The 23,832-nt window shown below is 44.4% G+C and carries 13 protein-coding genes; 5 read left to right on the top strand and 8 right to left on the bottom strand.

Translation table 11 applies throughout. The features are described 5' to 3' along the window. Positions 1 to 2 precede the first annotated feature (2 nt). Positions 3 to 3,629 (bottom strand): sensor domain-containing protein, encoded by a 3,627-nt coding sequence (locus N39L_RS26030; RefSeq protein ID WP_014276804.1) that lies wholly within the window; start codon positions 3,627 to 3,629, stop codon positions 3 to 5. Between the two features lie 273 nt (positions 3,630 to 3,902). Between N39L_RS26030 and N39L_RS26025 the strand changes: the two genes are divergently transcribed. From N39L_RS26025 to N39L_RS26015, 3 genes are all read left to right on the top strand, one after another. Then, positions 3,903 to 5,930: an amylo-alpha-1,6-glucosidase gene (locus N39L_RS26025; RefSeq protein WP_006618886.1), complete on the top strand. Its 2,028-nt coding sequence runs from the start codon at positions 3,903 to 3,905 to the stop codon at positions 5,928 to 5,930. A gap of 117 nt (positions 5,931 to 6,047) precedes the next feature. Further along, a complete protein-coding gene (locus N39L_RS26020; protein ID WP_006618885.1) occupies positions 6,048 to 8,267 on the top strand; it encodes a serine/threonine phosphatase in 2,220 nt (739 codons plus the stop codon). Positions 8,268 to 8,276: 9 nt separating this feature from the next. Continuing rightward, positions 8,277 to 9,530 (top strand): protein kinase domain-containing protein, encoded by a 1,254-nt coding sequence (locus tag N39L_RS26015; RefSeq protein WP_006618884.1) that lies wholly within the window; start codon positions 8,277 to 8,279, stop codon positions 9,528 to 9,530. Between the two features lie 14 nt (positions 9,531 to 9,544). Here N39L_RS26015 and N39L_RS26010 read toward each other — a convergent pair whose 3' ends face one another. Then, complete coding sequence (locus N39L_RS26010; protein WP_006618883.1) at positions 9,545 to 9,763, bottom strand: DUF4327 family protein; 219 nt, start codon at positions 9,761 to 9,763, stop codon at positions 9,545 to 9,547. Between the two features lie 273 nt (positions 9,764 to 10,036). Here N39L_RS26010 and N39L_RS26005 point away from each other — a divergent pair, with 273 nt between their 5' ends. Then, the gene (locus N39L_RS26005; protein WP_286131378.1) at positions 10,037 to 10,162 is read left to right on the top strand and encodes a hypothetical protein; all 126 of its coding nucleotides are present in this window, start codon (positions 10,037 to 10,039) and stop codon (positions 10,160 to 10,162) included. Between the two features lie 97 nt (positions 10,163 to 10,259). Further along, positions 10,260 to 11,585 (top strand): serine/threonine-protein kinase, encoded by a 1,326-nt coding sequence (locus N39L_RS26000; RefSeq protein WP_172973449.1) that lies wholly within the window; start codon positions 10,260 to 10,262, stop codon positions 11,583 to 11,585. 21 nt (positions 11,586 to 11,606) lie between these two features. Here N39L_RS26000 and N39L_RS25995 read toward each other — a convergent pair whose 3' ends face one another. From N39L_RS25995 to N39L_RS25970, 6 genes are all read right to left on the bottom strand, one after another. Continuing rightward, positions 11,607 to 14,672 carry a CHASE2 domain-containing protein gene (locus N39L_RS25995; protein ID WP_014276802.1) on the bottom strand — a complete coding sequence of 1,022 codons (3,066 nt, stop codon included), beginning with the start codon at positions 14,670 to 14,672 and terminating at the stop codon, positions 11,607 to 11,609. Positions 14,673 to 14,686: 14 nt separating this feature from the next. Next, positions 14,687 to 17,569, bottom strand: coding sequence for a CHAT domain-containing protein (locus tag N39L_RS25990; RefSeq protein ID WP_014276801.1), 2,883 nt, complete (start codon positions 17,567 to 17,569; stop codon positions 14,687 to 14,689). Positions 17,570 to 17,673: 104 nt separating this feature from the next. After that, positions 17,674 to 19,113 carry a DUF1822 family protein gene (locus N39L_RS25985; RefSeq protein ID WP_006617157.1) on the bottom strand — a complete coding sequence of 480 codons (1,440 nt, stop codon included), beginning with the start codon at positions 19,111 to 19,113 and terminating at the stop codon, positions 17,674 to 17,676. A gap of 81 nt (positions 19,114 to 19,194) precedes the next feature. Further along, the gene (locus N39L_RS25980) at positions 19,195 to 20,667 is read right to left on the bottom strand and encodes a hypothetical protein (RefSeq protein ID WP_006617158.1); all 1,473 of its coding nucleotides are present in this window, start codon (positions 20,665 to 20,667) and stop codon (positions 19,195 to 19,197) included. An 87-nt stretch (positions 20,668 to 20,754) separates the two neighbouring features. Continuing rightward, on the bottom strand, positions 20,755 to 22,626 hold the full coding sequence (locus N39L_RS25975) for a ThiF family adenylyltransferase (RefSeq protein WP_006617159.1): 1,872 nt from the start codon (positions 22,624 to 22,626) through the stop codon (positions 20,755 to 20,757). Between the two features lie 16 nt (positions 22,627 to 22,642). Next, positions 22,643 to 23,170, bottom strand: a complete 528-nt coding sequence (locus N39L_RS25970) for a hypothetical protein (RefSeq protein WP_006617160.1) — start codon at positions 23,168 to 23,170, stop codon at positions 22,643 to 22,645. Positions 23,171 to 23,832: the final 662 nt, after the last annotated feature.

Below are 23,832 nucleotides of genomic sequence, written 5' to 3'. Positions count from 1 at the left end.
GGTTAAAATTGGCTGGGTAGTGGTAATCCGATTTGAGCATGGTGTAATAATGCTTCTACTGCTTGACGGTTGAGGGGACGGAAGAAAAAATAACCCTGTCCATATTTGCAATTAAACTTCTGTAAATGGTGGAGTTGTTCGGCGGTTTCAATACCTTCGGCGATCGCATCCATCTTCAGACTTTCAGCCAAAGCCACAATGACCCGGACAATTTCCCGCTTATCCTCGCCTTCGGGAATTTGACTGACAAATGAGCGGTCAATTTTGAGGATATCTACTGGGAATTTATGCAGATAACCCAACGAACAGTAACCTGTACCAAAATCATCAATACAAATTTTGATTTGTTGTTGTTTGAGTTGTTGTAAAGTGGCGATCGCTAATTCTGGGTCGTTCATAATTGCCGTTTCTGTAATCTCTAATTTTAACTCCGAACCCGCCACCCCCGTCTCAACTAAAATATTGCTAATACGCCGCCCCAAATCATTCGTAAATTGCTGAGAAGACAGGTTAACACTCATCATCAGATTAGAATAAACCGCAAACTTATCTTTCCATTCGCTTAACTGAAAACAAGCCTGTCGCAATACCCATTCCCCAATATCAACAATTAAACCCGCCTCCTCAGCTATCGGGATAAACTCAGCCGGAGATATCAAACCCTCTTGGGGGTGGTCCCAACGCAATAAAGCCTCAAATCCTGCAATAGTCCCCGTCGATAGTTCAATAATTGGTTGATAGTTCAGTTCAAACTGTTGTTCTTGTAACGCTAAACGTAGCTGGGTTTGCAGGTATAAGCGCCGTAGGGCGTTCGTTCGCATCGTTGAGTCAAAAACCACATAACAACCTTTTCCTTGCCTTTTAGCGCGATACATAGCCGTATCTGCATCTCTCAAGACCTCTGGAGAACTTTCATAGTTAGAGTTGTTACCCTCAACAATACCAATACTCGCACCCGTAAAAATCTGATTGTCTCCTAGGAATATCGGCAATTTTAAGGCTTCCTGAATCCTCTCCGCCACATCGATCGCCTCTTGAATATCCGTAATATTTTCTAATAAAATCGTGAACTCATCCCCTCCCAATCGTGCTAGGATATGTGAATCCACACAATCTGTAAGCCGTTTACTAATCTCGATTAGCAGTTGGTCGCCGATGGCGTGTCCGAGACTATCATTAATAAATTGGAAGCCATCTAGGTCTAAGAACAGAATAGCAAATTGATAATTATCTAGGGTCTTACATTTCCTAAGAGAATCATTTAATTTATCTAGGAAAAATGCCCGATTCCATAAATCCGTCAGAGAGTCATGGGAGGCGCTATGACGCAGTTTAGCTTCCGTTTCTTTCAGGTGGGTAATTTCCATAATTGACCCTTCATAGTAAAGCACACGGTCATGGCGATCGCTATAAAGAGCCCGCGCATTTTGCCAGATCCAAATTGATTGACCATCTCGCCGATAAACTTGGGCTTCAAAATTAGAAACTGAACCCTTAGTTTGCAGAAGATTAATAAACCTATTATAGGTTTCCGGATCAGCATAAACACTTTTAATTTGCTTCCCCCTAACCAACAGTTGTTGTTGAGACTCATAGCCAAAGATTTTAGCCAAAGCCGGGTTAGCACTAATATACTTTCCTTGTAGGTCAATTTGAAAAATTCCCTCTAAGGCATTTTCAAAAATATCTCGATATTTCTCCTCCGCTTGCTTCCGTTGAAATACCGAACCCAATTGCATAGCCACCGAAGACACCAGTTTAACTAAGCGATTATCTTGTTCCCTCGGGGTTGACATCAAAAACACTAACACCGCCAACACCCGATCATCTGCTAAAATAGGCACACCCAACCCCGCTTTAAACCCATATTTTTTAATCAGAGAATAGCGGGAGAAATTCGCCTGGGATTCCTCAGAAATATCTCGATCCCATTCCGGTTCTTGACTAGCCCATACCCGACCGGCTAAACCATCATTTACACCCAGTAAAAATTGTTTACTCTCTTCATAAAAACCCGCGAAATCCGGCTTTTCTTGATAGCTAACTAAACTATATTCCAGATGGGTTTGTTCAGGGTGAGGAATCCATGCTTCCCCAAATTCCCAGTTGGTGGTTTGACAAAGAAGATCTAAAGCCACTGCTAAAGCTGAGTCAAAATCTACCGCGATCGTGACAGCGTGGGTAATTTGTTGAAGTAACTGGATTTCCTCATCGGCGCGTTTGCGATCGGTAATATCCAAACCAGCGCCCACAAAATATTCATATTCATCTGTTTCTTTATTAAAAACCGCGCGACCATACCATTCCACAATAATCTCGCGATCGTCCTTCGTGATCATAGTTTCTTCCGTGCGGATAGGTAGGCGGCGATTAATCATTAATTCAAACACCCAGGGCGCTGATTTTCCCTCTTCCTTGGGAACAAATGTAGCGCTGTAGTTCATCCCTTCCACTTCCTCTTGCTTATAACCTAGAGTATGGAGCATCGAAGGGTTCATAAATTTGACTTTTCCTTCCACATCTAGGACTATAAAAAAAGCCGGATTAGCTTCTAGCAAGGTTTGGGTAAAGTTTTTTTCTTTAATTAATTCCGCCTCCGCTTTATGGCGTTCTAAGATTTCTTGGCTAATTTGATTCGTGAGGGGACGTATGGTTAGCACTAAACAGGTGGTTCCTACCATGATAAATAGCATCATGGTTCCTGATAATAGTAAAATCTGGCGATAAACTGGGCTGTAGAGGTTCCGTTTTTTTTCACCCATAATTAATGATGCTTCCAGATTGCCAATCGGACTATAGGCGATGAAAGCATCACAGGAAATACACCAGAGACCTCCGGTTCTAGTTCCTCGTTGGTAATTTCTTTGGATAATTTCCAAAATATCCGCTTCTTGACCTAGTTGCTCCATCACCTGGCTAGGTTGATAATTCAGTATAAAAATACTGGCAAATTGATGACTGGGTAAAATCGCCAATTCTAGGGAATCTGATTGATAAAAATGCGCGTTATTTGGGAGTTTGTTTTGTATATATGATAAATTAACTAAGAATATATGACTTCCGTTCAATTCCCCATACTTCTCAATCATAATATGAGGAATATTGTCAATAGTGAATAGCTCCGAAATTCCTCCGGTTAGATAAGTGACCATTTTAGGTTTATTTAAAACTTCTCTGGGTATGGATTCACCTACTTCTAAGACAACTGATTTTTGAGCATTTATATAGGCAATTCCGGTCAGAGAATCACTCAAGGAATCTTGCCAGATCTGGCGAGTATTTTCTAGGGCTTGGGGAGAAATATTAGAAAGATTATCGGTTAATAGTTCAGTATTACTGGTTATCCAGATGGGTTGTTGACTAATTTTTAAGGCTTTATCCACATAGTTATCAATAAAGCTATTAATGATTGATGCACTATTTTGAGCTTCAAAAATTAGTTGTTTTTCCTGATTATTTTTAAGGCGGTTATATAGAGGGACTAAACTTAGGATGGCAATAACTGTACTAATCAACAGTAAACCAAGGGCAGAACCATTGATAATTGATGATTTTATCTCTTGTGTTTTTAGACCTGAATTCTCCGGCATATATTCCCAAGAAATTAATGATTCAACAATCTTAAACAATGAAATATTGAGAGGTATAACAAGGCACAATCCTAAGTTTTCAGGATACGGTTAAATGCACAAACAGCAGAGGTTATACATAATACATTGCCTACATCCGTAGGAATATCAACAATCCCGATCATGATGGGGATACTAACAACTAAACCAGATCTGGCTTAGGTAAGTTATATTATTGATCATGACATGGGGATCTGAATTAATTTAATTTTTATTTAAAGATAGATTATAATACATTTAAGTAATCTACACCACAGAAATTCAAGATAGAACATGGTTTTAGCATTTGGTCGAGAAATTTGCAATTATCTGAACTCCAGTGAATGTCGAGAGTGGTTAATCACTAATGGTATTGGGGGTTATGGTGCGGGGACGGTGAGCGGAATGTTGACCCGCCGTTATCATGGATTAATGATAGCGGCTTTAAATCCTCCTCTCAATCGAACCCTGTTATTAACCAAGTTAGATGAAACAGTCAGCTATGATGAGCAATTTTTTCCAATTTATACAAATAGGTGGGCTGACGGCAAAGTAGATCCCGAAGGTTTCAAGCATATTCAACACTTTCGACTAGAGGGGACTATTCCTGTGTGGGACTTTGCTTGTGGAGATGCTTTGCTAGAAAAACGAATATGGATGAGAACAGGTGAAAATACAACCTATGTCAAATATACCTTACTCCGGGCTACAAGAGCCATAAGTTTGTCGATCAAAGCGATGGTCAATCATCGGGATCACCACTACAATACTAATGCCAATAATGCCAATAACTGTCAGATTGATATTAAATCGAGATCACAAGGGGTAGAGATTCGATTATTCCCTGATACTAACCCTCTGTATCTGTTCACCCAGGGAAGTGGGGAAGAAGAGGTAATGATTTCTACGCCGGGTAATCCTTGGTACTATGGATATGATTTGGCAATAGAACGTTACCGAGGAATGGACTGGACGGAAGACCACCTCCACGCTTGCACTTTACATACAACTCTGACACCGGGAAGCGCGCTAACTGTGATTGCCAGCACGAAAGCGGATCCTAATCTGGATATTATGACGGAGTTGGAGGCGAAGCGCCAAAAAGACCGGGTATTATTGGAGTATAAGTCACCCCCAGCACAGCGACCAGATTGGATAAGTCAACTGATACTAGCTGCAGATCAGTTTATAGTCGATCGCACCCTGAAAGACGGAACCCCAGGAAAAACGATAATTGCAGGTTATCCCTGGTTTGGAGATTGGGGACGAGACACGATGATATCCCTACCCGGTTTGACCCTATCTACCGGACGCGCAGATATTGCTCGCACGATTTTACAAACCTTTTCCCATTATGTCGATCGCGGAATGTTGCCCAACCGATTCCCAGAAGTAGGAGACACGCCCGACTATAACACAGTCGATGCGACTCTCTGGTATTGGGATAGCATCCGGGCCTATTTCGACCATACGCTAGATATTAACTTATTAGCAGAACTTTTCCCGGTCTTAGATTCGATCATCCATTGGCATCATCAAGGAACCCGCTATAATATCAAAGTTGATCCAGAAGACGGACTACTGTATGCAGGAGAACCGGGTTCACAACTAACCTGGATGGATGCCAAAGTGGGGGATTGGGTAGTGACCCCAAGAGTTGGCAAACCGATTGAAGTTAATGCCCTGTGGTATCATGCCCTACAGATCATGATCCGTATTGCCAAAATATTGGATAAACCCAGTCAGGACTATGAAACCTGGGCAAAAAAAACCGCCGAAGGCTTCTCGCGATTCTGGAATCCACAGACAGGCTACTGTTATGATGTTCTGGACACTCCCGAGGGAGATGATCCCTCACTGCGACCTAATCAAATTTTCGCGATCTCTCTGCCTCAATTAGGGAAAATGGGCTATAGTTGCCTACTCACGCCGTCACAGCAACGTCAGGTAGTAGATATCTGTAGCCAGAAACTGCTAACATCTTATGGTCTTCGCAGTCTATCTCCAGAAGATGCGAAATATCAGGGTGTCTATGGTGGTGATCAGCTGCAACGGGATGGAGCCTATCATCAGGGCACTGTTTGGGGATGGCTACAAGGTCCGTTTGCATTGGCTCATTTTCATGTCTACGGCGATCGCTCTCAAGCACAGTCATTTTTAGAACCGATGGCTGATCATCTCAATAATCATGGACTCGGCACCCTCAGCGAAATTTTTGACGGCGATCCCCCCATATCTGCGCGGGGATGTTTTGCTCAAGCCTGGACGGTTGCAGAAGTTCTCAGAGCCTGGTTTGAGTTAGAATCTGATCAAGGGGCCTGATTGCCTGTTGCTGCTTGCCAACTATCAGGCGGCGGGTATCAAAAATCCGGCGCTAACTTTCTGGTTAGGGTCGGGAATATGTCAAAATGGAAACAATCGCTACGGGGAACCCCAAAAATGCTTGTTTGTCCCCAATGTCAGTTTGAAAACCCAGACCATCATAAATTTTGCCAAAGCTGTGGCACATCTTTAACCTATAGGTCTTGTCCTCAGTGTAGCTGCCAAGTTTCGCTTGATCAGCTCGATTGTTGGAACTGTGGGGCTAAAACTGGAAAGGTGTGGCAGGCGGTTATATGGTGCCATAAGCCATATCAGGAATCTGCCCCCCAACAGATACCCCCAAACTTGGCGGCAACAGATAACTTTGATCACCTCATGGGTGGAGTTGATGGGGTTGAGGATCAGATTTCCTCGAATTGGGATGTGATCACTACTTTACCGGGTGCTGAGGTGACAGCAACAGACTCTAATCTGATGTTAGCTGATGACTATGATACCCATTCCCTTTTAGAGACCCTAGGGGATGATTCTCTGGCTGTGTCACTCTCTGATGAGGATGAGGAGGAGGAGGAGGAGGAGGAGGATGTGGGATTATTCCAGATGTCTAATGTTGAACAGGTGGGCGATCGGGATTTGCTCTCGACGGATACGGAATTATTTCCCCCCTCGACTTCTCTGGCTGATATAGCTGAAGTTGATACGTCTGAAGAAGCTACTGTGGTGGATAAACCTGTTTATTTGGATTCCCAAGGGCGATATAAACTGCTAGAACCCCTGCCACCTTTGCCGGTGGGGGAAATGGCAAGGGTCCCGGTTTTGGATTGTCAACCTTTGCAGATGTCTCCGCTGGCGGCTTTGCAGTTGACTGGGGATGATCGCCAAAATAGGTCGGCTTTGGTAATGGCGGCGGCGCAAGTGTATTGGGATTTATACTATAGCTACCCACAACATTTTCCCAAGGTACATGATGCCTGGGAAGACGAGTATCAGGCGATCGTGTTGTTGGAAGATTGTTCGGATTTGCCGGATTTTGAACAAAAGTGGCACGATATCCAGACTCCACTTCAACAAATTGTGGCTTGGTTACAACAGATGACGCAACTCTGGTACGTTCTGGAACCTGTTGACTATCGCCAAAGTTTATTGCGGTTGGATAATTTGGCAATTTCTGGCACTGCTCCTGGCAGTTTATTTATTAAACAGTTGTACGCTGATGACCCGGAAAAGATGCCGACTGTGGCGGATTTAGGACAACTTTGGCAAAGTCTATTTAAATTATCTGGACGCACTTTGATGGGTTCGATTACGCAAATGTTGCGGGATCTACGGGAGGACAAATTTCAGCGGGTTGAAGAATTACGCTTAAAGTTAGATGAAATTATAGCAGAACTGACACCACCACAGCAACCGACAACAGCACCTCAGCGCTCGTCTGTAACTCGTCTACAGACAGATGTTCCGACTACGGGATCTTCTTCGGGACAAATTGGAGATGCACCAACGGTTCCTAGGTTGCCTCAGTTGTTGGATTTACAGGCTTCTGGTCGTACAGATGTGGGAAAAGAGCGATCGCAAAATCAGGACTCCTTTGGTCTGCAAACTTTGTTAGATCGTCAGGAAATGCCGGGTAGTCAGACTCTCTATGCTCGTGGTTTATATATCCTATGTGATGGTATGGGTGGACACGCGGGGGGAGAGGTGGCTAGTCGTATGGCTGTACAGAGCCTGAAAGAATATTTTCAGACTCACTGGGCTGATAGTGATAGTTTACCCTCAGAACAATTAATCTACCATGCGATCGCTGAGGCTAATGAGGCTATCTATAGGGTTAATATGCAGGGGACTCGTTCTGGTAGTGGTCGCATGGGTACTACTTTGGTATTAGTGATTGTAGCTAATACTCAGGTGGCGATCGCTCATGTGGGAGATAGTCGCCTTTACCGTTTTACCTGCAGTCAAGGTTTGGAACAAATCACTGTTGATCACGAAGTCGGACAGCGGGAAATTGCTAGAGGTGTAGACCCGGAAACTGCCTATAACCGTCCTGATGCTTATCAACTTACCCAAGCCTTGGGGCCTAGGGATGGCAAGTATTTAAAACCAGATATCGAATTTTTTGATATCACTGAGGATACTTTGCTACTGCTGGCTTCTGATGGGTTGACAGATAATGATTTGGTGGAAACCTATTGTCAAACTCATCTGAAGCCTTTGATTGATTCCCAGACTAATTTGGATCGGGGAGTTGATGACTTGATTGATTTAGCTAACCAATACAACGGCCATGACAATATTACGGCGATCGCACTGCGAGCCCTAGTGCATCACAGAGACTAAACTCTAATTATGTCCGATATCTTGACATTGACCCTACTTGATGGCACTCGAACCAACCCCATTCAAAAATGGCGGTTTGAAACGGAGTCTTTAGTTAAAATTGGTCGCGCCCCTGATAATCACGTTGTGGTTATCGATCCCCTGGTTTCTCGATACCATCTCGATTTACAAAGGTCTGCTACTACCCATAATTCTCGATGGATATTCAATAGCCGGGGAACTAATGGGACTTTTGTTAATGGTGTTTTAGCCAGCCAGGGACCCTTGGCTGATGGCGCTTTATTAGAATTGGCTAAGGGAGGACCTTTACTCCGGGTCGCCATTGAACAACCGCCACCGCCTCCCCCTCCGGTTATTAATACTCCTAATTGTAATCATGAGGGTAATCTCCCTGGTAGTCTATTCTGTATTCACTGCGGCTGGCCAATTAAGATAGAACGGACTATCCGAACTTATCAGATTTTGCGAACCCTTGGTCAGGGAGGTATGGGAACCACGTCTTTAGCCTGGGATAGCAATAATAGCAAGGCTAATGCGCCTCAGACTCTTGGCGGAAAGCCGATGCCAATTTTGGTGGTGGTCAAGGAGATGAATGCAGATATGGCTAAGATCGCTAAGGCGCAAGAATTGTTTGAGCGGGAGGCTAAAACTCTTAAATCCCTTAATCATCAGGGAGTCCCTAAGTTTTATGACTTTTTTGTGCATGGGGGTAAAAAGTATTTAGTTATGGAGATGATTCACGGTCAGGATCTGGAAAAACAAGTTTATCAAAGCGGACCCCTCAGGCCGGAAATAGCCATTAAATACATGATCCAAGCCTGTGAAGTTTTGGATTATCTCCATAACCAAGAACCCCCGATTATCCACCGGGATATTAAACCGGCTAACCTGATGGTGCGCCATCGCGATCGCCGGATTATTGTTCTCGATTTTGGCGCGGTTAAGGAAATTGGTACTCCCCCAGGAACCCGTATTGGTGCGGAAGGTTATAGCGCACCAGAACAAGATAGGGGACAGCCACTCACTCAGTCGGATTTATATGCGATCGGTGCGACTTTGATATTTTTATTGACTGGTGAGAGTCCCCTAAATTATATCGGAAAACAAGACCAAGAATACGGATTTGATCTCGATCGCATTCCTACTATTACCCCGGACTTACGCGAGGTAATTAAACGGGTAACTAGATTTACCCCTCGCGATCGCTATCAGACTGCTACAGCCTTAGCTACAGCACTAGCAGAATGCTTACCAAAATGTTAACGCTTCACAGGGTTTTATTCTTCATCCCAAACATCAACAGCCAACAGTTCACTAATTGGATCTTGCATGGAAAAACCGAATTCAATCAGTTCCGCTTTCCAATACTTCCATTTATCGCCAAATAGCAGTGCTATTTTCCATAGGCTATCTTCAGGTTTAACAATGTCAGACTTCACTAGGGAATGCACCTGACGCTGAAACTTATCCATCGGGTGTATAACCTTTTGGCTCATAATACCTCTTCAATTTTTGAAATCTTAAAGAACTTTTTGGGTTTTCCCCTAACGCTATGTCGCACCGATGCCTAATTGAGCTGCATTTTTTCGGGGAAGACACCTCCTGATTTTATACGATAGCATACTTTCCAAAAAATGTCTAACTTTTTTTTCCACAGTGGTTGAGAGCTACTCGAAGATTCTAACAAGCAAGTCGGAGGACATCACCCACCCAAAATAGTGGGTTGAAGGAGAAAAACCTAATTTAGCTACCTATAGTAGCAGAATGTCTTGGTTAAGACAAGATATGATCAGCAGACCCGGGAATATGACGAATTACAAGCCGTCACGTTGAGAGAATCAGCACGATCGCAGCCAGCCAGTTGGTTTGAGGAAAAACCCTGTGATGCTGAGTAAAGTTGCACCTTGGCATCTGTGCTAAAGCCATTATACCCATAAAGTGAATTTAATGCAATAGGTGCGTTGCGTGATTCAACTTTACCTGGTCTTGACTATGCTAAATCCATCAGACTCCCCACCTAACTCGACTGTGATCCTGAATAATCGTTACCAGATCCTAGTGGCGATCGCCAGCGGTGGCTTTGGGGAAACGTTTTTGGCGGAGGACAACCAAATGCCCTCTCGCCGCCGTTGTGCCATCAAACGCTTAAAACCGAAAGCTGATGACCCCAATGTTCATCATTTTATCACCGAACGTTTTCGGCGGGAAGCGACAGTCTTAGAAAAATTAGGAGAAATTAGCGATCACATTCCTAGCCTGTATGCTTATTTTGAAGAAGACGGACAGTTTTACTTAGTCCAGGAGTGGATAGAAGGAGAAATTCTCACCAGTCGCATACAGCAACAGGGGTCGATGTCGGAAACCGAAGTCCGGGATCTTTTGCTAAACCTGCTACCAGTCCTCCACACCATCCACAGCCATGGTCTAATTCACCGAGACATCAAACCAGACAATATCATCCTGCAATCTCCCGACCAAAAACCAGTTTTGATTGACTTTGGGGCGGTTAAAGAGATTATGGGGACTGTGTTAAACTCTCGCGGTAATCCTACGCCGTCGCTGGTCATTGGGACACCGGGATTTATGGCTTCTGAGCAGGCGGCGGGACACCCATTTTTTGCCAGTGATTTGTTCAGTCTGGGAGTAACTGCTATTTATATGTTAACGGGGAAAACGCCCCAGGAGTTACCGATTGACTCAAACACGGCGCAAATTCAATGGCGGCACTTAGTCCCAACGGTGAATGCGGAATTTGCGGATATTTTAGATCGCGCCATTCGGTTTCACCCTGGCGATCGCTTTTCTGATGCTCAAGAAATGCTCACCGCCTTAGAAGGATTATCCCATCCCATAGCATCGACGGAAATTTCTGTTCCCCCTTCGACGGTAATTTTTCCCAAATCCACCCCACCGAGGCCACCCCAACGCCAACCCGATTGGCAAATCCCGGCTATAGTAGGTGTGATCTTAGGGATTCTGGCAGGTTTAGGATTAACCATATTTTGGCACTCTCCGTCAGAACCGAACAACTCGGAAGCGATCGCGGAAACCTATCAACTCCCCCTATCATTTTATTTTATTGGAGATTCGGCTTTTTATACTCCCCACCACGCGGAAAATAAGCGTCAGTCCCTGGTGGAGGACGGCTACAACCAAGCTGATTTTTTCTGGTCCGCCAACTATCGCAACCTATCTAGCCATAATTCCTACCAAGTCTATAGCAAGTGGTTTGAGACTCAAGACGACTGCGAAGCGGCATTAAAAGAGTATCACGAATATAACCCCAATTCCTATTGTGGATTTGCGACGAAGATTTAACCGCTCAAGATTTCCATGGGACTATTGGGACAAACCGATCGCCTCCAATAATTCTTGCCAATCTTCTTTGTATAGGGGATTTTGGGGTTGTTCTTCTCGGAACTTCATCACCAGAGTTAACAGGTCGAACCAGATACTGTTGGCTGCATAAACTAGAGCCAAATCTCGACCGAATTTGTCTCGGATTTGTGCTTGCAAATCCTGGTCAAGTTCCCGTTTTAAAACCTGACCCCTGACGACTAAATCCCCCGTGCGATCGCTCGGTTCACAAATAAGTGAAAACCGCCAAGAGTAGTTAGTTTCCGCTGTTTCCAAGGCGATATCTTCCGGGAGAGTGACTTCAATCAGTCCGGGGTTGACAGTTAAGCTCAATTCAACCAGCCGGTTTTTCTGATGGTCTTGTAGTTCAAATTCCGCCGACCAGGATGAATCTTTAGACGCGGTTAAGTAAAACCAAAAGGAGGGGCGATCGGATAGGGTATAGCCCCAATTTTGGGAAGGAACTAAAGCGGTGATTTGGGTGTCTTTGGTACAGTTTCCCCGACCTCCAGCTTGACTGGTGCGATCGCCTGGTCTACCGCGATCTGGGAGTCGAAAATTGAGAGGTTCTCTGATATACTCAGAGTCAGGGAATGCTCTATAAGGCTGGGTTTCCCGACTATCGGAAAGCTGGAGGTCGGAGGTATTTAATGCCAACGGCAGGGCGAAAATCCCCACAAAAATCCTATTTAAAAAAATCATAAAAACGGTCAATGGCGGGGGGGGGAGAGCGAAAAACGCCCATTCCCTCGCCGTTAAAATATGGTGGTTATGCTTCCAGGTGGCTGAGTCCCGGTTGGTGAGGATGATTGCCGTCAGGGCAAAACCCAATCCAGAGGGAATCAGAGGTATCCAATACCCTGCCAGAAAGCTCACAAAACAGATACTATATATAATAACTATAATTCCTCCAACTGTAAAGTAAAATCTCATCCCCCCAGGGACGCGCCACCCGACCACGCCACCCAGGGATGACCAAGCCAAGATCGAGATAATTTCAAGGGATCGAGGAATAGGTTGTATGAGGGGACGGTTATCCTGGACGGCACTGATAATTTGACTGACCATTTGGGCTTGAATGAAAACCCCGGCTGTTTGGTGATGGATTTGAAAGCTGGGGGTGATGGGAGTCCGGTGAAAGTCTTTGTAGCTGGGGGCGATATTGCCAATTAAAATAATGCGATCGCTCACCAAATTGGGGTCAATAGATTCGGTTAAAAGTTGTGTCAAACTGATGGTATCAGCAATTGCACCAGACCGATAATTTAACAGCATTTGATAGCCACGGGTATCTAGTTGGTGGTATCCTCCCAAATTCCGCTCCAAAGCAGTTAAATAAACCCCGCCTAATTTTAAATACCCTTGGGGTGTCACTTCCGGCTGGATTCCCTCCGCCTCTAAATAAGATAAAGCCACTTGTAGGGCGAAGGATTTGTTAGTAGGACAAGGAGTATCATGGGAGGGATTCATATACCAAAGATGGCGGCGAATTATCCCATCTGTATCTACTAAGACATTGCTGAATCCTAGGCGGGTGTGGGCAACCTCCGGCGGCGGGGCGATACCGAGATGATTATTATCGCGATCGCTATCTTGACAAATGGCAAAAAAATTGGGGTGATTTTTAAAAAAACTCGCCACTTCAGGATAATGGCGATCGACCGGAAAATCGTGATAAATATCAGAGCCAATAACACGGGGTTGATGGGGTAAAATTTTGGCGATAATTTGGGAGAAAGCCGCATCAGATAAGGAGCCTTTTCGGGTCATTCCCTGTTGGTTTTGATACTGTATATCCGGTTCATCAACAGTGATAATTAATAGGCGATCGTCCTGGCTTTCCGGCGGGCTAATCAGCATAAAATGGTCATAGGCTCGCAATTCCAAACCTGCGAATAATCCCAAATAACGCATTAGCAAAATCCCCAATATTACCCCGATAGCCAGCATCACCTGATGTAGTTTCCCCCTTCCCCAGCGCAGTTGTTGCCAAGTTGGGGGGATAACAGCCGGGTTTTGATAGATGACGGGGAAGGAAGTAACCCCCGGAAAATCTGCTTGGAATTCCTCTAATTTTTCCCTGGCATTTCGCACCGATAAATATAAGGAATTTCCCCCTGTATAATCTGTTAAAAAGTATTCCAAAAATATTGTCGCTACCAGGTCGGGAATCGGTTGTCGCATAAAAATTGACTGGGGAATATTTAAATTCGCCAAATCGCGGGCGAGTCCGATGCCATCACAGGAGTTAAAAATTGCCAGTTGTAAACCTTTAAATATGGCAGTTTTTAAGGAATTTTTTACATCGTCAATGGTCAAATATTCCGAATCATTTATCTTGAGAACTCCCCGGCTTTCCTCAGTATGGCTATGACCCGCAAAAAACAAAATATCCCATCCTTCTGGTTTGCCAATATGGGCGATTACTTCTGACTTGGTGCTGTTAATTAAAGGTGTAATTGCCGCCCCATATTTTGCCAAAACCTTTAAATCATCGGCGGGGTTAATGCCGCTATCATCGCCAATAATTGCCAGGATTTTGACTTTTTTGTTAAACTTAATTGCGGGCTGAATTTGCTTATAGGAGTGACCACAAAACCCTATTTCCAGGTGGGAATTGTCTGTGCTGATTTTCCAGTCATGCCAGGGTAAACGTTGGGTAACAATATCATCAGTGGCGATGAGAAGGCGAATAGATTTCCTGGTTTTAGCAATAGCAGTTAAAAGCTCATCGCGCACAGAAGAAAAGGTTGGATAGGTTAGCCATTGGTTGAAAAGTTGAATCACCCTTTGGGTGGCTTTAGCGCAATTATCGGGTTCGGAAACATTTTTGACCTGGTTTTTTGTGGTTTCCAGGCGGGTGCGGTGCGGTGCGGAATTTAAAGCCATCTCAAGGAGGCGGATCTCATCATATAATTGATTATTTGCCGGTAAATCACCTGATTTTTGCAGGTATACAGGTTTACCTTCTTCGGCAATTTCTAAACTGACATTAAATCCCATTTTGAGAGAACCAGAATGTAGTTTTAGGGTAATAATTTTAGTCATAATATTTCCTGATATTAAAATCCATTTCCAATAATAATAAATCCTGCCCAGTGATAGGGTGCAGAAATATCTTGATTTTGTGGGTGGGGGACTTGTTGATTAATCAAAGCTAATTGCGCCTGTCGCAGCGCCTCTGCCCTACTGTTACCTTCCGAGAGTTTTTGATAAAAGACATTCATCAATTGTTGAGTGCTGGCATCCTCAATCAACCAGAGAGTGGCAACGGTGGCTTGAGCCCCAGCTTCCTGCATTATATATCCCAAACCCAGGATTTCTTCCCCATTTCCCGATAAATCTCCCAGTCCGGTTTGACAGGCACTCAAGACGGCTAAATCAACATTCTTTAAATCCCACCTTCTAATATCATTAATAGAAGCGCGATCGCCATCTCCAAATAAAATAAAGGAATCCATAGGCTGACCCGGAATAAAAGCCGCATGGGTAGCCAGATGAATGATATTATAATCTCCAAGATAACCTTCGGTTTGCTGACGGTTAAAGTCCCGGTCTAGGAGTCGGTTTGTATTAGGAATTATCCCCGCAATATTGTTGATTTCATCGTAGGCAAATTTCAACCCGTAAAAATCGAACTGCCTCTGTGCGACTTGGAATTGATAGCCCGTGTCAACGTCAGCAAAAGCACCCGCTAAGACCGAGGGAGGCTTGGAGGGAGTAACGATAAATTGGGTTAGGGAAGCGACAGTAATATTGTTGATTCGGTATTTTTCCACTAACCACTGTTGACCGTCATAGAGTCCCGCGAGAGGAAGATAACGTAAAGCCCGGTCTGGGGCATAAATTAAGGTTTTCACCTGGAGGTTAACCAAATCTTTTTCAATGGGTTTAATCAGGTAATCATAGAGAACTTTTGCCGTATGTTTAAAACTTTCGGAATCTTGGTTTTTGAGTCCGGTTCGATAATCTCTAATGGCTTGATTTAACTGCTTGGCTGTGACATTGACTGGCTGACGTAGGGGGGCAGCAGTTTGGGTAGTGACCAATAGTAATTCTAGGCGATTATCTAGCACTAAAGGATAGAGAATTACAGATTTTTCTGGCAGATTTGCCAGGAGTTTATGCAAATTTGGATAATTCCTGATATTGATGTTATGTTGGTTTTGGCTGATATTTTTAATCAGGTTTTCTACTTCTGGACTAGATAAAAATTGGTCGAAAATGCCGCGAGTTTTTCCTTGTTGTTCCCGGATTTCTTGGAGGCGTTGCTGTTGTGCCGGTAGGCGCTGATTAACGGGGATTTTTTCGAGTTCCGCTAACTCCCGACTGATGGCGATCGCCTCTTGCTGTAAGGCTTGGTATTGACTCCATGCTTGCCGTTCATCCGGTAACATTTGAAGATTTTGGGGGTCTCCCCGGACGTTTATTAAGTAGTCTTCTAGTTCTTGAACTTTGAGTAACTCCAGCACCTGTTGGGCTTCGATAATCCGATCAAATTGCAGGAGTAAATCCGCCAAACGGCGATAGGTATCAGCCACGGTTTCCAGATACAATTGTTGCAATTCCGTCGGCAGTCTCCTGAGACCTTGGCGGATGTCTTCGGTAACATTGACTGATTGTTTGTAGAAGACAATGGCTAATTGGGGTTGGTCTTGTGTGGAAAGTAGTAAACCGATATTACTGAGGATTTGACGTTCTCTATTGCGATCGCCTATTTCTTGAGATATCTGCAAAGATTGCTGATAGGATTCTATCGCTTTGTGATACTTTCCGAGACTCCGATAAACAACTCCCAGATTACCCAAGGATGTGGCGATACCATTGCGATCGCCTATTTGTTTAAAAAGCTGCAAAGATTGCTGATAGGATTCAATAGCTTGATCATACTTTTCTAACTTCCCATAAACAATTCCCAGACCCAGGAGGGATTTGGCAACACCATTGCGATCGCTTATTTGTTTAAAAATCTGCCAAGATTGCTGATAGTATTCAATAGCTTGATCATACTTTCCTAAATTCCCATAAACAATTCCCAGACCCAGAAGAGAATTGGCAACACCATTGCGATCGCTGATTTTATCAAACATCTCCAAAGATTGCTGATAGTATTCAATAGCTTTGTGACCATCTCCCAAATTCCCATAAACAATTCCCAGACCCAGGAGAGAATGTGCAACACCATTGCGATCGCCCATTTTCTCAAAAATCTGCAAAGACTGCTGATAGGATTCTATGGCTTTGTAATACTCTCCCAGAATCCCATAAATAATTCCCAGACTATGGAGAGATTTAGCCATATTCTGGCGATCGCCCATTTTCTCAAAAATCTGCAAAGACTGCTGATAGGGTTGAATAGCTTGGTGATACTTTCCTAAATTCTGATAAACAATTCCCAGATTATTGAGGGAATTTAGGACACCCTGATCATCGCCCATTTTCTCAAAAATCTGCAAAGATTGCTGATAGGATTCTATCGCCTTCTCATGCTCTTCTAGTGTCCGATAAACAAGTCCCAGACCCATAAAAGAATTAGCGAGACCATTGCGATCGCCTATTTGATCAAAAATCTGCCCAGACTGCTGATAGTATTTAATCGCCTGATCATAATCTTTCAAATTCCGATAAGCAATTCCCAGATGATGGAGAGATTTAGCCATACCGGGGCGATCGTCAATTTGTTTGTAGAGTTGTAAAGATTTTTGGTAAGGTTGAATCGCCTCCGAAAATTCACTGAGATCCAAGTGATGTATTCCTCGATTAAAAAAGCGATCGGCTTCCTGCCTTTGGTCCTCAGTAGTTGGCCCTAAGGCGGGGGATACAAAATCAATGGGAAATTGGCCGTTAAAGGCTGGACTGTTGACCCGCGCCAAAATCGATGTGTCACAATAAAAAGTCAGGAAAAATGACACCAGGGCGAGAAAAGTAAGTTGCCAAAATTTCATCAGTCCGTCTCCTCAACTTCACCGATTTACCATTACGCATTCCCCCTTCCCTATTCCCTAATCAAGGGGAATCACCTAAGCAAGCCGAAGGGCGTGATGGTTACTCAGATTAAAAACCCTTCCATAATGCTATTTTCCCCCCATTTTACCTCCACATTTAACCATTCGCCAAGATTTCCGCTTAACTTAATCTGAATATAATTATCTCTCTCTCTAGCCGTGGCAGAATCGAACAGCGTACCCATCTCATCCCACACTCTCAACTGTACCCCAGGGGATAAAAACTCCCGCCACACTCTCAACTGTACCCCAGGGGATAAAAACTCCCGTTCCCCCATAGCATACAACCGTAAAAATACCGCAAAACGATTTGCCCCTTTCGGCAAGACTGCCACCATCAAACTCAGCAATTCTCCTGTAATTTCCATTCCCAAATCTTTGACTTTTCGGATACCCGCCGCCGGATTTTCCGGGTCTAATAACCACAGAGTTTCCGCCGCCGCCCAGCGAGTTTCTTCCTCAGTAGTTTTTGCTAATAAATTCACCAACGCTTCAATCACCCTCGGATTGCCAGGGGTAGTATACCTTAAAGACTGAGCCGATGTTTTCCATAATTCCTCACTATTTTTACCTAAAATTACATCAACCCAATAGGCGACTCTTTCCCGATTAGTTTCTCCTCGTAAATCGACCCTTTTTCCCCTATATTCCATCTGTCTGGGTCTCCATAATCCCCGAAAATCCTGCCACTCCGGTAGGGCGAGATCGGCTAACCATTGAGACAAATAGTTAAAACTTTGTCGAATTTGTGTTGATAGGCGATCGCAACGGCGTTGATATAATTCCTCTCGCCATTTATCATTTGCGATCAAAGCCGCCCACTGATAAAAAGGCATTGCTAACCGGGGATTTTCCACGGTATTTGAACTGAGTTGTTCTAACCAACGTTCCGCTTGATTTTGATATAATGGTGGTAGCGGAGAGACAAACGCTATCTCTGTGTCGCACAATTCCTGAGCGACAACCATCACATTTAAATCATCAATTATATCCGCTTTCGGGAGAACATAAACTCGCTCAAACTCATCATATACTGCCTGATTTTTTAGCTGTTGGTGGGTCGCATATCCCCACACTTGCAAGTAACCCGCCTCTGGGTAAACTTGAACCGCTAAATAATAATTCGCCACCCAACTGGGAATATCCACCCACTCTTGGGGAACCCGAAATTCTTCGGTGTCTACTGTCTCGCTGGGAATAATGACCACAGAATAATTATCATTAATTAATAGTCTAGTTCCGTTGACATTTTCCCAAAAAGATGGTAAGGAATTGGGCTGCCAAATAGTGGGGTTTAAATCCAATTCCTCCTGCAAACCGGGGATTACTGCATTGATAGCTAATCGATTCAGATAGCCATTCCATTGGGAATAAGCATGGGAAAAAAGCCGGGAATATTGCCAAGCGATTTCCCGTTGTTCTTCCGAGAATGATAACCATAAGCGATCGGGATGTAATTCGGTCAAATCTTCTATTGTAAACATGATGTTTTTTTCCAAATAAAGGAGATAAATTCGGTGGAGTTTTAGCGTCCTCCGGCGACTGATGACTGATGAGAAACTGACTCATAGATCCGGTTTTTTTAACTTCGACTCCCAAACCGCATAAGGGGCTTGTTGTAGATACACTTCCACGAAATCGACCACTCTTTTATCAAGCGATCGCATTTCCTCAGTGCCACCGGAACAGAGAGTTTCTACTTCCGATTTTAAGGTATCTTGTAGGGTGACTTCAATCTGCTTAATTCTGGCTTTAATTTCATCCTGAGAAAGTTGGCTATTCTCAGAAACATCAGCTAAAGATAGCTGACAGCCGTAGATTAATTTTAACAGCCTGAAATCATCCGCATCTAAAGCCCCAAGTTTGGCATTTAACAAGTCATGAAACCGCAGAGATCCATGTTTTTCTAGCCAAATATTTATCAGTTTGACCAGTTTATTTAATTCAGGGGAAGACAGGTTTATTTCCCAATTTTTTTTAGCATACTCAGCGAATTTTGTCAAGAGATTTCGCTTAGTTTTTGTCAGGAATCGTGAGAGTTTAGGCTGTTGTTCAAAACCCATAAAATTACAGAGGTCGCCTTGGTTAATATTCAGACCATAGACCAACTCCAACAGGGTTTTAATCTGGGGGGTAAGTTCCTCAAATAACTGGGAGAGAATTTGATTAAGTTCCTGTTCTTGTCCGCGTTCCTGTTCATCTTCCGATACCTGGGAAAAATCTGGGGAGTCCGAGGGTTTTTCTTCCCCCTTGGTAAGTAATTCTTCTAGGGACAAAAAATAAACTTTAGCATCCCCGCGAACCCAGGATACAAAATTATTTAAACATTCCTGAACTTGCTCAGGGGTCAAATCAGGAAAATCTGGCGATCGCCATTGATTATAATAGAGTGCGATCGCTTGTAATTGGCAACTGTCCGGCGGTTGTAAAGCCCGACTTCCCGATTTTTTAGTAGGCACATATTTTTCCTTAAAACACTTGAGCAGCAGCCGATATGCTTGGATATTTTCCGGGGAAAACCTCCGTTTTTTCAAAGTTTTTTCTAATTCCAAATAACTGAGAGATCGTAATAATCCAGTAGGCGAATATTTATCTCGTTCTCGACCTTTAAACAACTGTTCAGACAGATAATCTTCCAGGGTCTTCTCCGCAAAAGTTTTCACCCCAGACTTGGCATCATCATAGCGACCAAACAACTGTAAAGGCTGACTTGTTGCCTCCCTAGCCATACAGAAAAAATCCACCTTTCGCAATTGATAACCTTCCAACTTATAACGCATTTTCATCACCGTCCAATAGGCAGTTTCCTCCAAATAAGCCGCCAGGTGTTCTTTAGCCAGGGGCGCAGATGCCAGGGCTTCCCGCAGGATAACTTTAGCCCAATATTCCTCTTTAGCAGTGCGATCGGACTCCCGCCGTTGTCTCATATTATGCTTCAATTTAGGCACATAATACCAGCCCAAATCCAGACTATCCTTAGCATCATCAACCTCTAAAAAAGTCGAAAATTTTGCCACTAAATCCGTTCTTTTTTGCATTAATTATACTTCCTTTAAATAGTCAATAGGGAATGGTTAATTTCCTTAAAAAATTAGCACCATTCCCAGCATATTTATGGCGAAATTCTACACACGAGACGTATTTAAAACCGCTCGAATTTCATCCGCTTTCACCCCCGCCAAAGGCACCGTCAGCGGATTAGTGCGGTGGTGAACTTTTCCACACACCGGACAGTTTTCTTGACTTTGGGCAGTCAACCAAACACTCTGATAAGCATACTGTCCCGCCGTCTCACCAAAAACAGCCGGATAAAACCAATAATTCTGAACCATTGACATGGTTAAATAATTGAACCCCTCCTCAATAGCCGGATTTAAAAAACCCTTCAATTTCACCCGTGCAGTCTCTGGCAGCAACAAAGACAAAGCCATTTTCACCGCCACACTCGTGACATGATGAATATCCGTCCCCAGTGCCACTTCCCCCATTACCCTTCCGTTGCTGCCATAATCTCCATCATTGCTAACCTTTCCCACCTGCACCTCAAACTGATGGCGGTTAGCAGTCGCACAGACATAACAGGGAGTTTTGTCAGGCATCGTAATAATCACCTCCCCCCCTTCAGCCCCTTGATAAAGCCCCACAAATAGGGCTGGCTTCTTGCGAAAATAGGCGAAACGGTTGATAATGCGCTGGGCGGCTACATCATCAGTTGTGGCAACAATTAAATCCGCCTCCTGCACCAACTTATCAAACTCCGACGGCTGATAATCCAATAAACTTTTTTCCTCCAATTTCAACTGCACCAAAGGATTAATATTCAGCAACCGTCGGCCCAACGCTTTCACCTTCGGCTGTCCGATATCGATAATTTCATAGGTGGTGCGACAAAGGTTCGCCGTTTCCACCGTTTCCGGGTCAATTAAAGTCAGCCCCCCTACACCACTGCGAACCAACTGTTCAGCCAAGTAAGAACCCACCGAACCAGTCCCCGCAACTAACACCCGCTTCTGACTAATTTGTTCGCTTAAAAGTCCTGTACTGCGGGCGAATAAACTTTGTTGAACCTGTTTCGCTTCTCGCTGGGGGTCAGTTTCCGAATAGCAGCCACTCCAACCAGCTATAGCCGCGATTTTTTCGTCTTTTGTCAGTCCTGGCTTTCCCAAAGGGCGGTACACCTTTTGATAATATCCGCTACCAGTTATGACACTTTTGAGAGCGACGACCAACCGTTCTTCTGCCGGTGTCTGCAACGACCAAGGGAGTTCCACCTGTTCGGTATCTTTGTCCGTTAAAGTTGCCAATAAAATTGGCGGGGTTGTCGGATAAGTATTGCTGAACAAAAACAGCAGTTCCAACCCTTTTAAATTGAGGCATCCTGCCTGTATATTTTGCCCTTCCATTTCCGTGACAAAAATCATCGGCGGTTTATAGCTTCCGAAAGCCTGCTGCACTCGCCCCAAGTCCGTTTCGATTAGATGAGTGACCGAGGGTAATTCCTGGTGCATAGGGGTAAATTCCGATTCTTCAATTGACTTCATGGGTAGGGTTTCGACGCGAATGCCGTTACCTTGACGATAGGCGGCATAAAAGGATATTTTTCCTTCACCCAGTGGGAGTTCGTGAGAACGCAGGGCTTGACGGGGTGCGAGTAAGGTGACAATTGGCGCTACAAAACAGGGAATGTGAGGATTGATTTGTAGACCCTCCCGCATCGCTTCTTCATCGGGTCCTGATGGACGGTCTAACCCGCCGGGGTGGGAGTGAATGACACCTTTAAATTCGAGGTTCATTTCCTGTTCCATTTGTTGCACCCGACAGGTTAAGGTGCGTGAAGGCAAATAGCTGGCACTGCTGGTCTGTCCGTTCTGATCCAGGATAAAATGACTGATCACGTTTTTGCCGATGGGCCCTAACAATGCCCCACCCCGTTCGGGGGGATCAAGGGCGATGTGTTGATGGATTTGACGCAGTGCGTTTTCTGAGATTAAGTACATGATGATTCAATGTTTGTTATAGCGGGAAATTTCCGGTGCGGGCATAAATACTAAAACCGGTTGCCCAAAGGACAGATTTGGCGTAGGCTTGTTCGAGCGATCGATAGCCGTGTTCCTCGTTGAGACAAATGCAGCCGTTGGGGAACAAATGCCCCTCAGTAACGCTATAACGCCCGGCTACTTCGGGAAACAAAACCATCACTTGATATAAGCTGCCGTCATTGAAAATAAACATGGTGTAGTGGTCCCCCAATTCGCTGGTAATTTCGTACACCCACCCGGTGACACCACTGATGTTCATTTCTTGGGCGTTGGGAGGCAGTTTGCGGACCACAACCTGCCGATCTTGCATGAGGCTGGCGGCAAAGATTTTTTGCGGAACTTGCGAGAGGTGACGGTGCCCGCTGGGTTCCGGGTCCGTGACAATATTTCCTCCGTTATCGACATATACAGCCTGACGGGGAGACCGGGGAAGGTCAACGTCTTGCTGACGGTTAGTGATGACGCGGTTACGGACTTCATTGAGATCTACTTGTTGTGTCATGGGGATAGCCTGTTGATGGTTATGATCCTGTTATCGTTCAGACTTCTGATTTTTATGCGGTGGCGGTTTCAGGTCAGACCAATACCCCGCCCACAATTGACTACTTTTTAGAATCCGTGACACCGTAGCCGCCGGAGATGGTTTTGGTAGTTTTGAGTGTTTCAGAAGTCATCAGATGTTTTCCTAATTAGTGTTGCAGTACGCCAGAGGTGTTTCTCTCAGGCCCTATGAATGTTGTCGTGAGGAGTTTCAGTTTTTATGCAGTCAGTGAGGAAAGTGCGAAGCGACCACAACCAAAGCCCCAGACCAGATGAATTTAAGCAAGTAGACCACTCCCTACCAGTTTTTTCCTCCGATTTGCATAAAAGTTGCGTTTCCAAAAGATAACTATTTTGAAAGCACTTGCAACCTTCGGGAGGCACTGAAAAATGAATTGCACAATCACGGTTGTTTTATTGATCTCTCTGTCTACGCTGAACCTAACTCACCTCCCCGGACAGATAGTTAGGGCGGAAACTTCACCACTTTTTGTGATCTCAACAATGGATACCTCTGAAGACAGTGATGATGGTTGCGATCTGGTTAATCCTGCTTAACTCTCGATCGCACTGGGGGAAATTGTCTATCTTGAGACATTCCCCCCACTGTCAATTATGATCCCT

It is taken from the genome of Limnospira platensis NIES-39, from assembly GCF_026000695.1.
GTDB lineage: Bacteria > Cyanobacteriota > Cyanobacteriia > Cyanobacteriales > Microcoleaceae > Limnospira > Limnospira platensis.
Note: the sequence above shows the minus strand (reverse complement) of the source record. Positions and strands in the feature narration are given on the sequence as shown.

Bases quoted from the DNA above. Each gene is read 5' to 3' on its own strand.
- N39L_RS26025 (WP_006618886.1), top strand. From the start codon at position 3,903: ATGGTTTTAGCATTTGGTCGAGAAATTTGCAATTATCTGAACTCCAGT.
- N39L_RS26020 (WP_006618885.1), top strand. From the start codon at position 6,048: ATGCTTGTTTGTCCCCAATGTCAGTTTGAAAACCCAGACCATCATAAA.
- N39L_RS26015 (WP_006618884.1), top strand. From the start codon at position 8,277: ATGTCCGATATCTTGACATTGACCCTACTTGATGGCACTCGAACCAAC.
- N39L_RS26010 (WP_006618883.1), bottom strand. From the start codon at position 9,763: ATGAGCCAAAAGGTTATACACCCGATGGATAAGTTTCAGCGTCAGGTG.
- N39L_RS26000 (WP_172973449.1), top strand. From the start codon at position 10,260: ATGCTAAATCCATCAGACTCCCCACCTAACTCGACTGTGATCCTGAAT.
- N39L_RS25995 (WP_014276802.1), bottom strand. From the start codon at position 14,672: ATGACTAAAATTATTACCCTAAAACTACATTCTGGTTCTCTCAAAATG.
- N39L_RS25990 (WP_014276801.1), bottom strand. From the start codon at position 17,569: ATGAAATTTTGGCAACTTACTTTTCTCGCCCTGGTGTCATTTTTCCTG.
- N39L_RS25985 (WP_006617157.1), bottom strand. From the start codon at position 19,113: ATGTTTACAATAGAAGATTTGACCGAATTACATCCCGATCGCTTATGG.
- N39L_RS25980 (WP_006617158.1), bottom strand. From the start codon at position 20,667: ATGCAAAAAAGAACGGATTTAGTGGCAAAATTTTCGACTTTTTTAGAG.
- N39L_RS25975 (WP_006617159.1), bottom strand. From the start codon at position 22,626: ATGTACTTAATCTCAGAAAACGCACTGCGTCAAATCCATCAACACATC.
- N39L_RS25970 (WP_006617160.1), bottom strand. From the start codon at position 23,170: ATGACACAACAAGTAGATCTCAATGAAGTCCGTAACCGCGTCATCACT.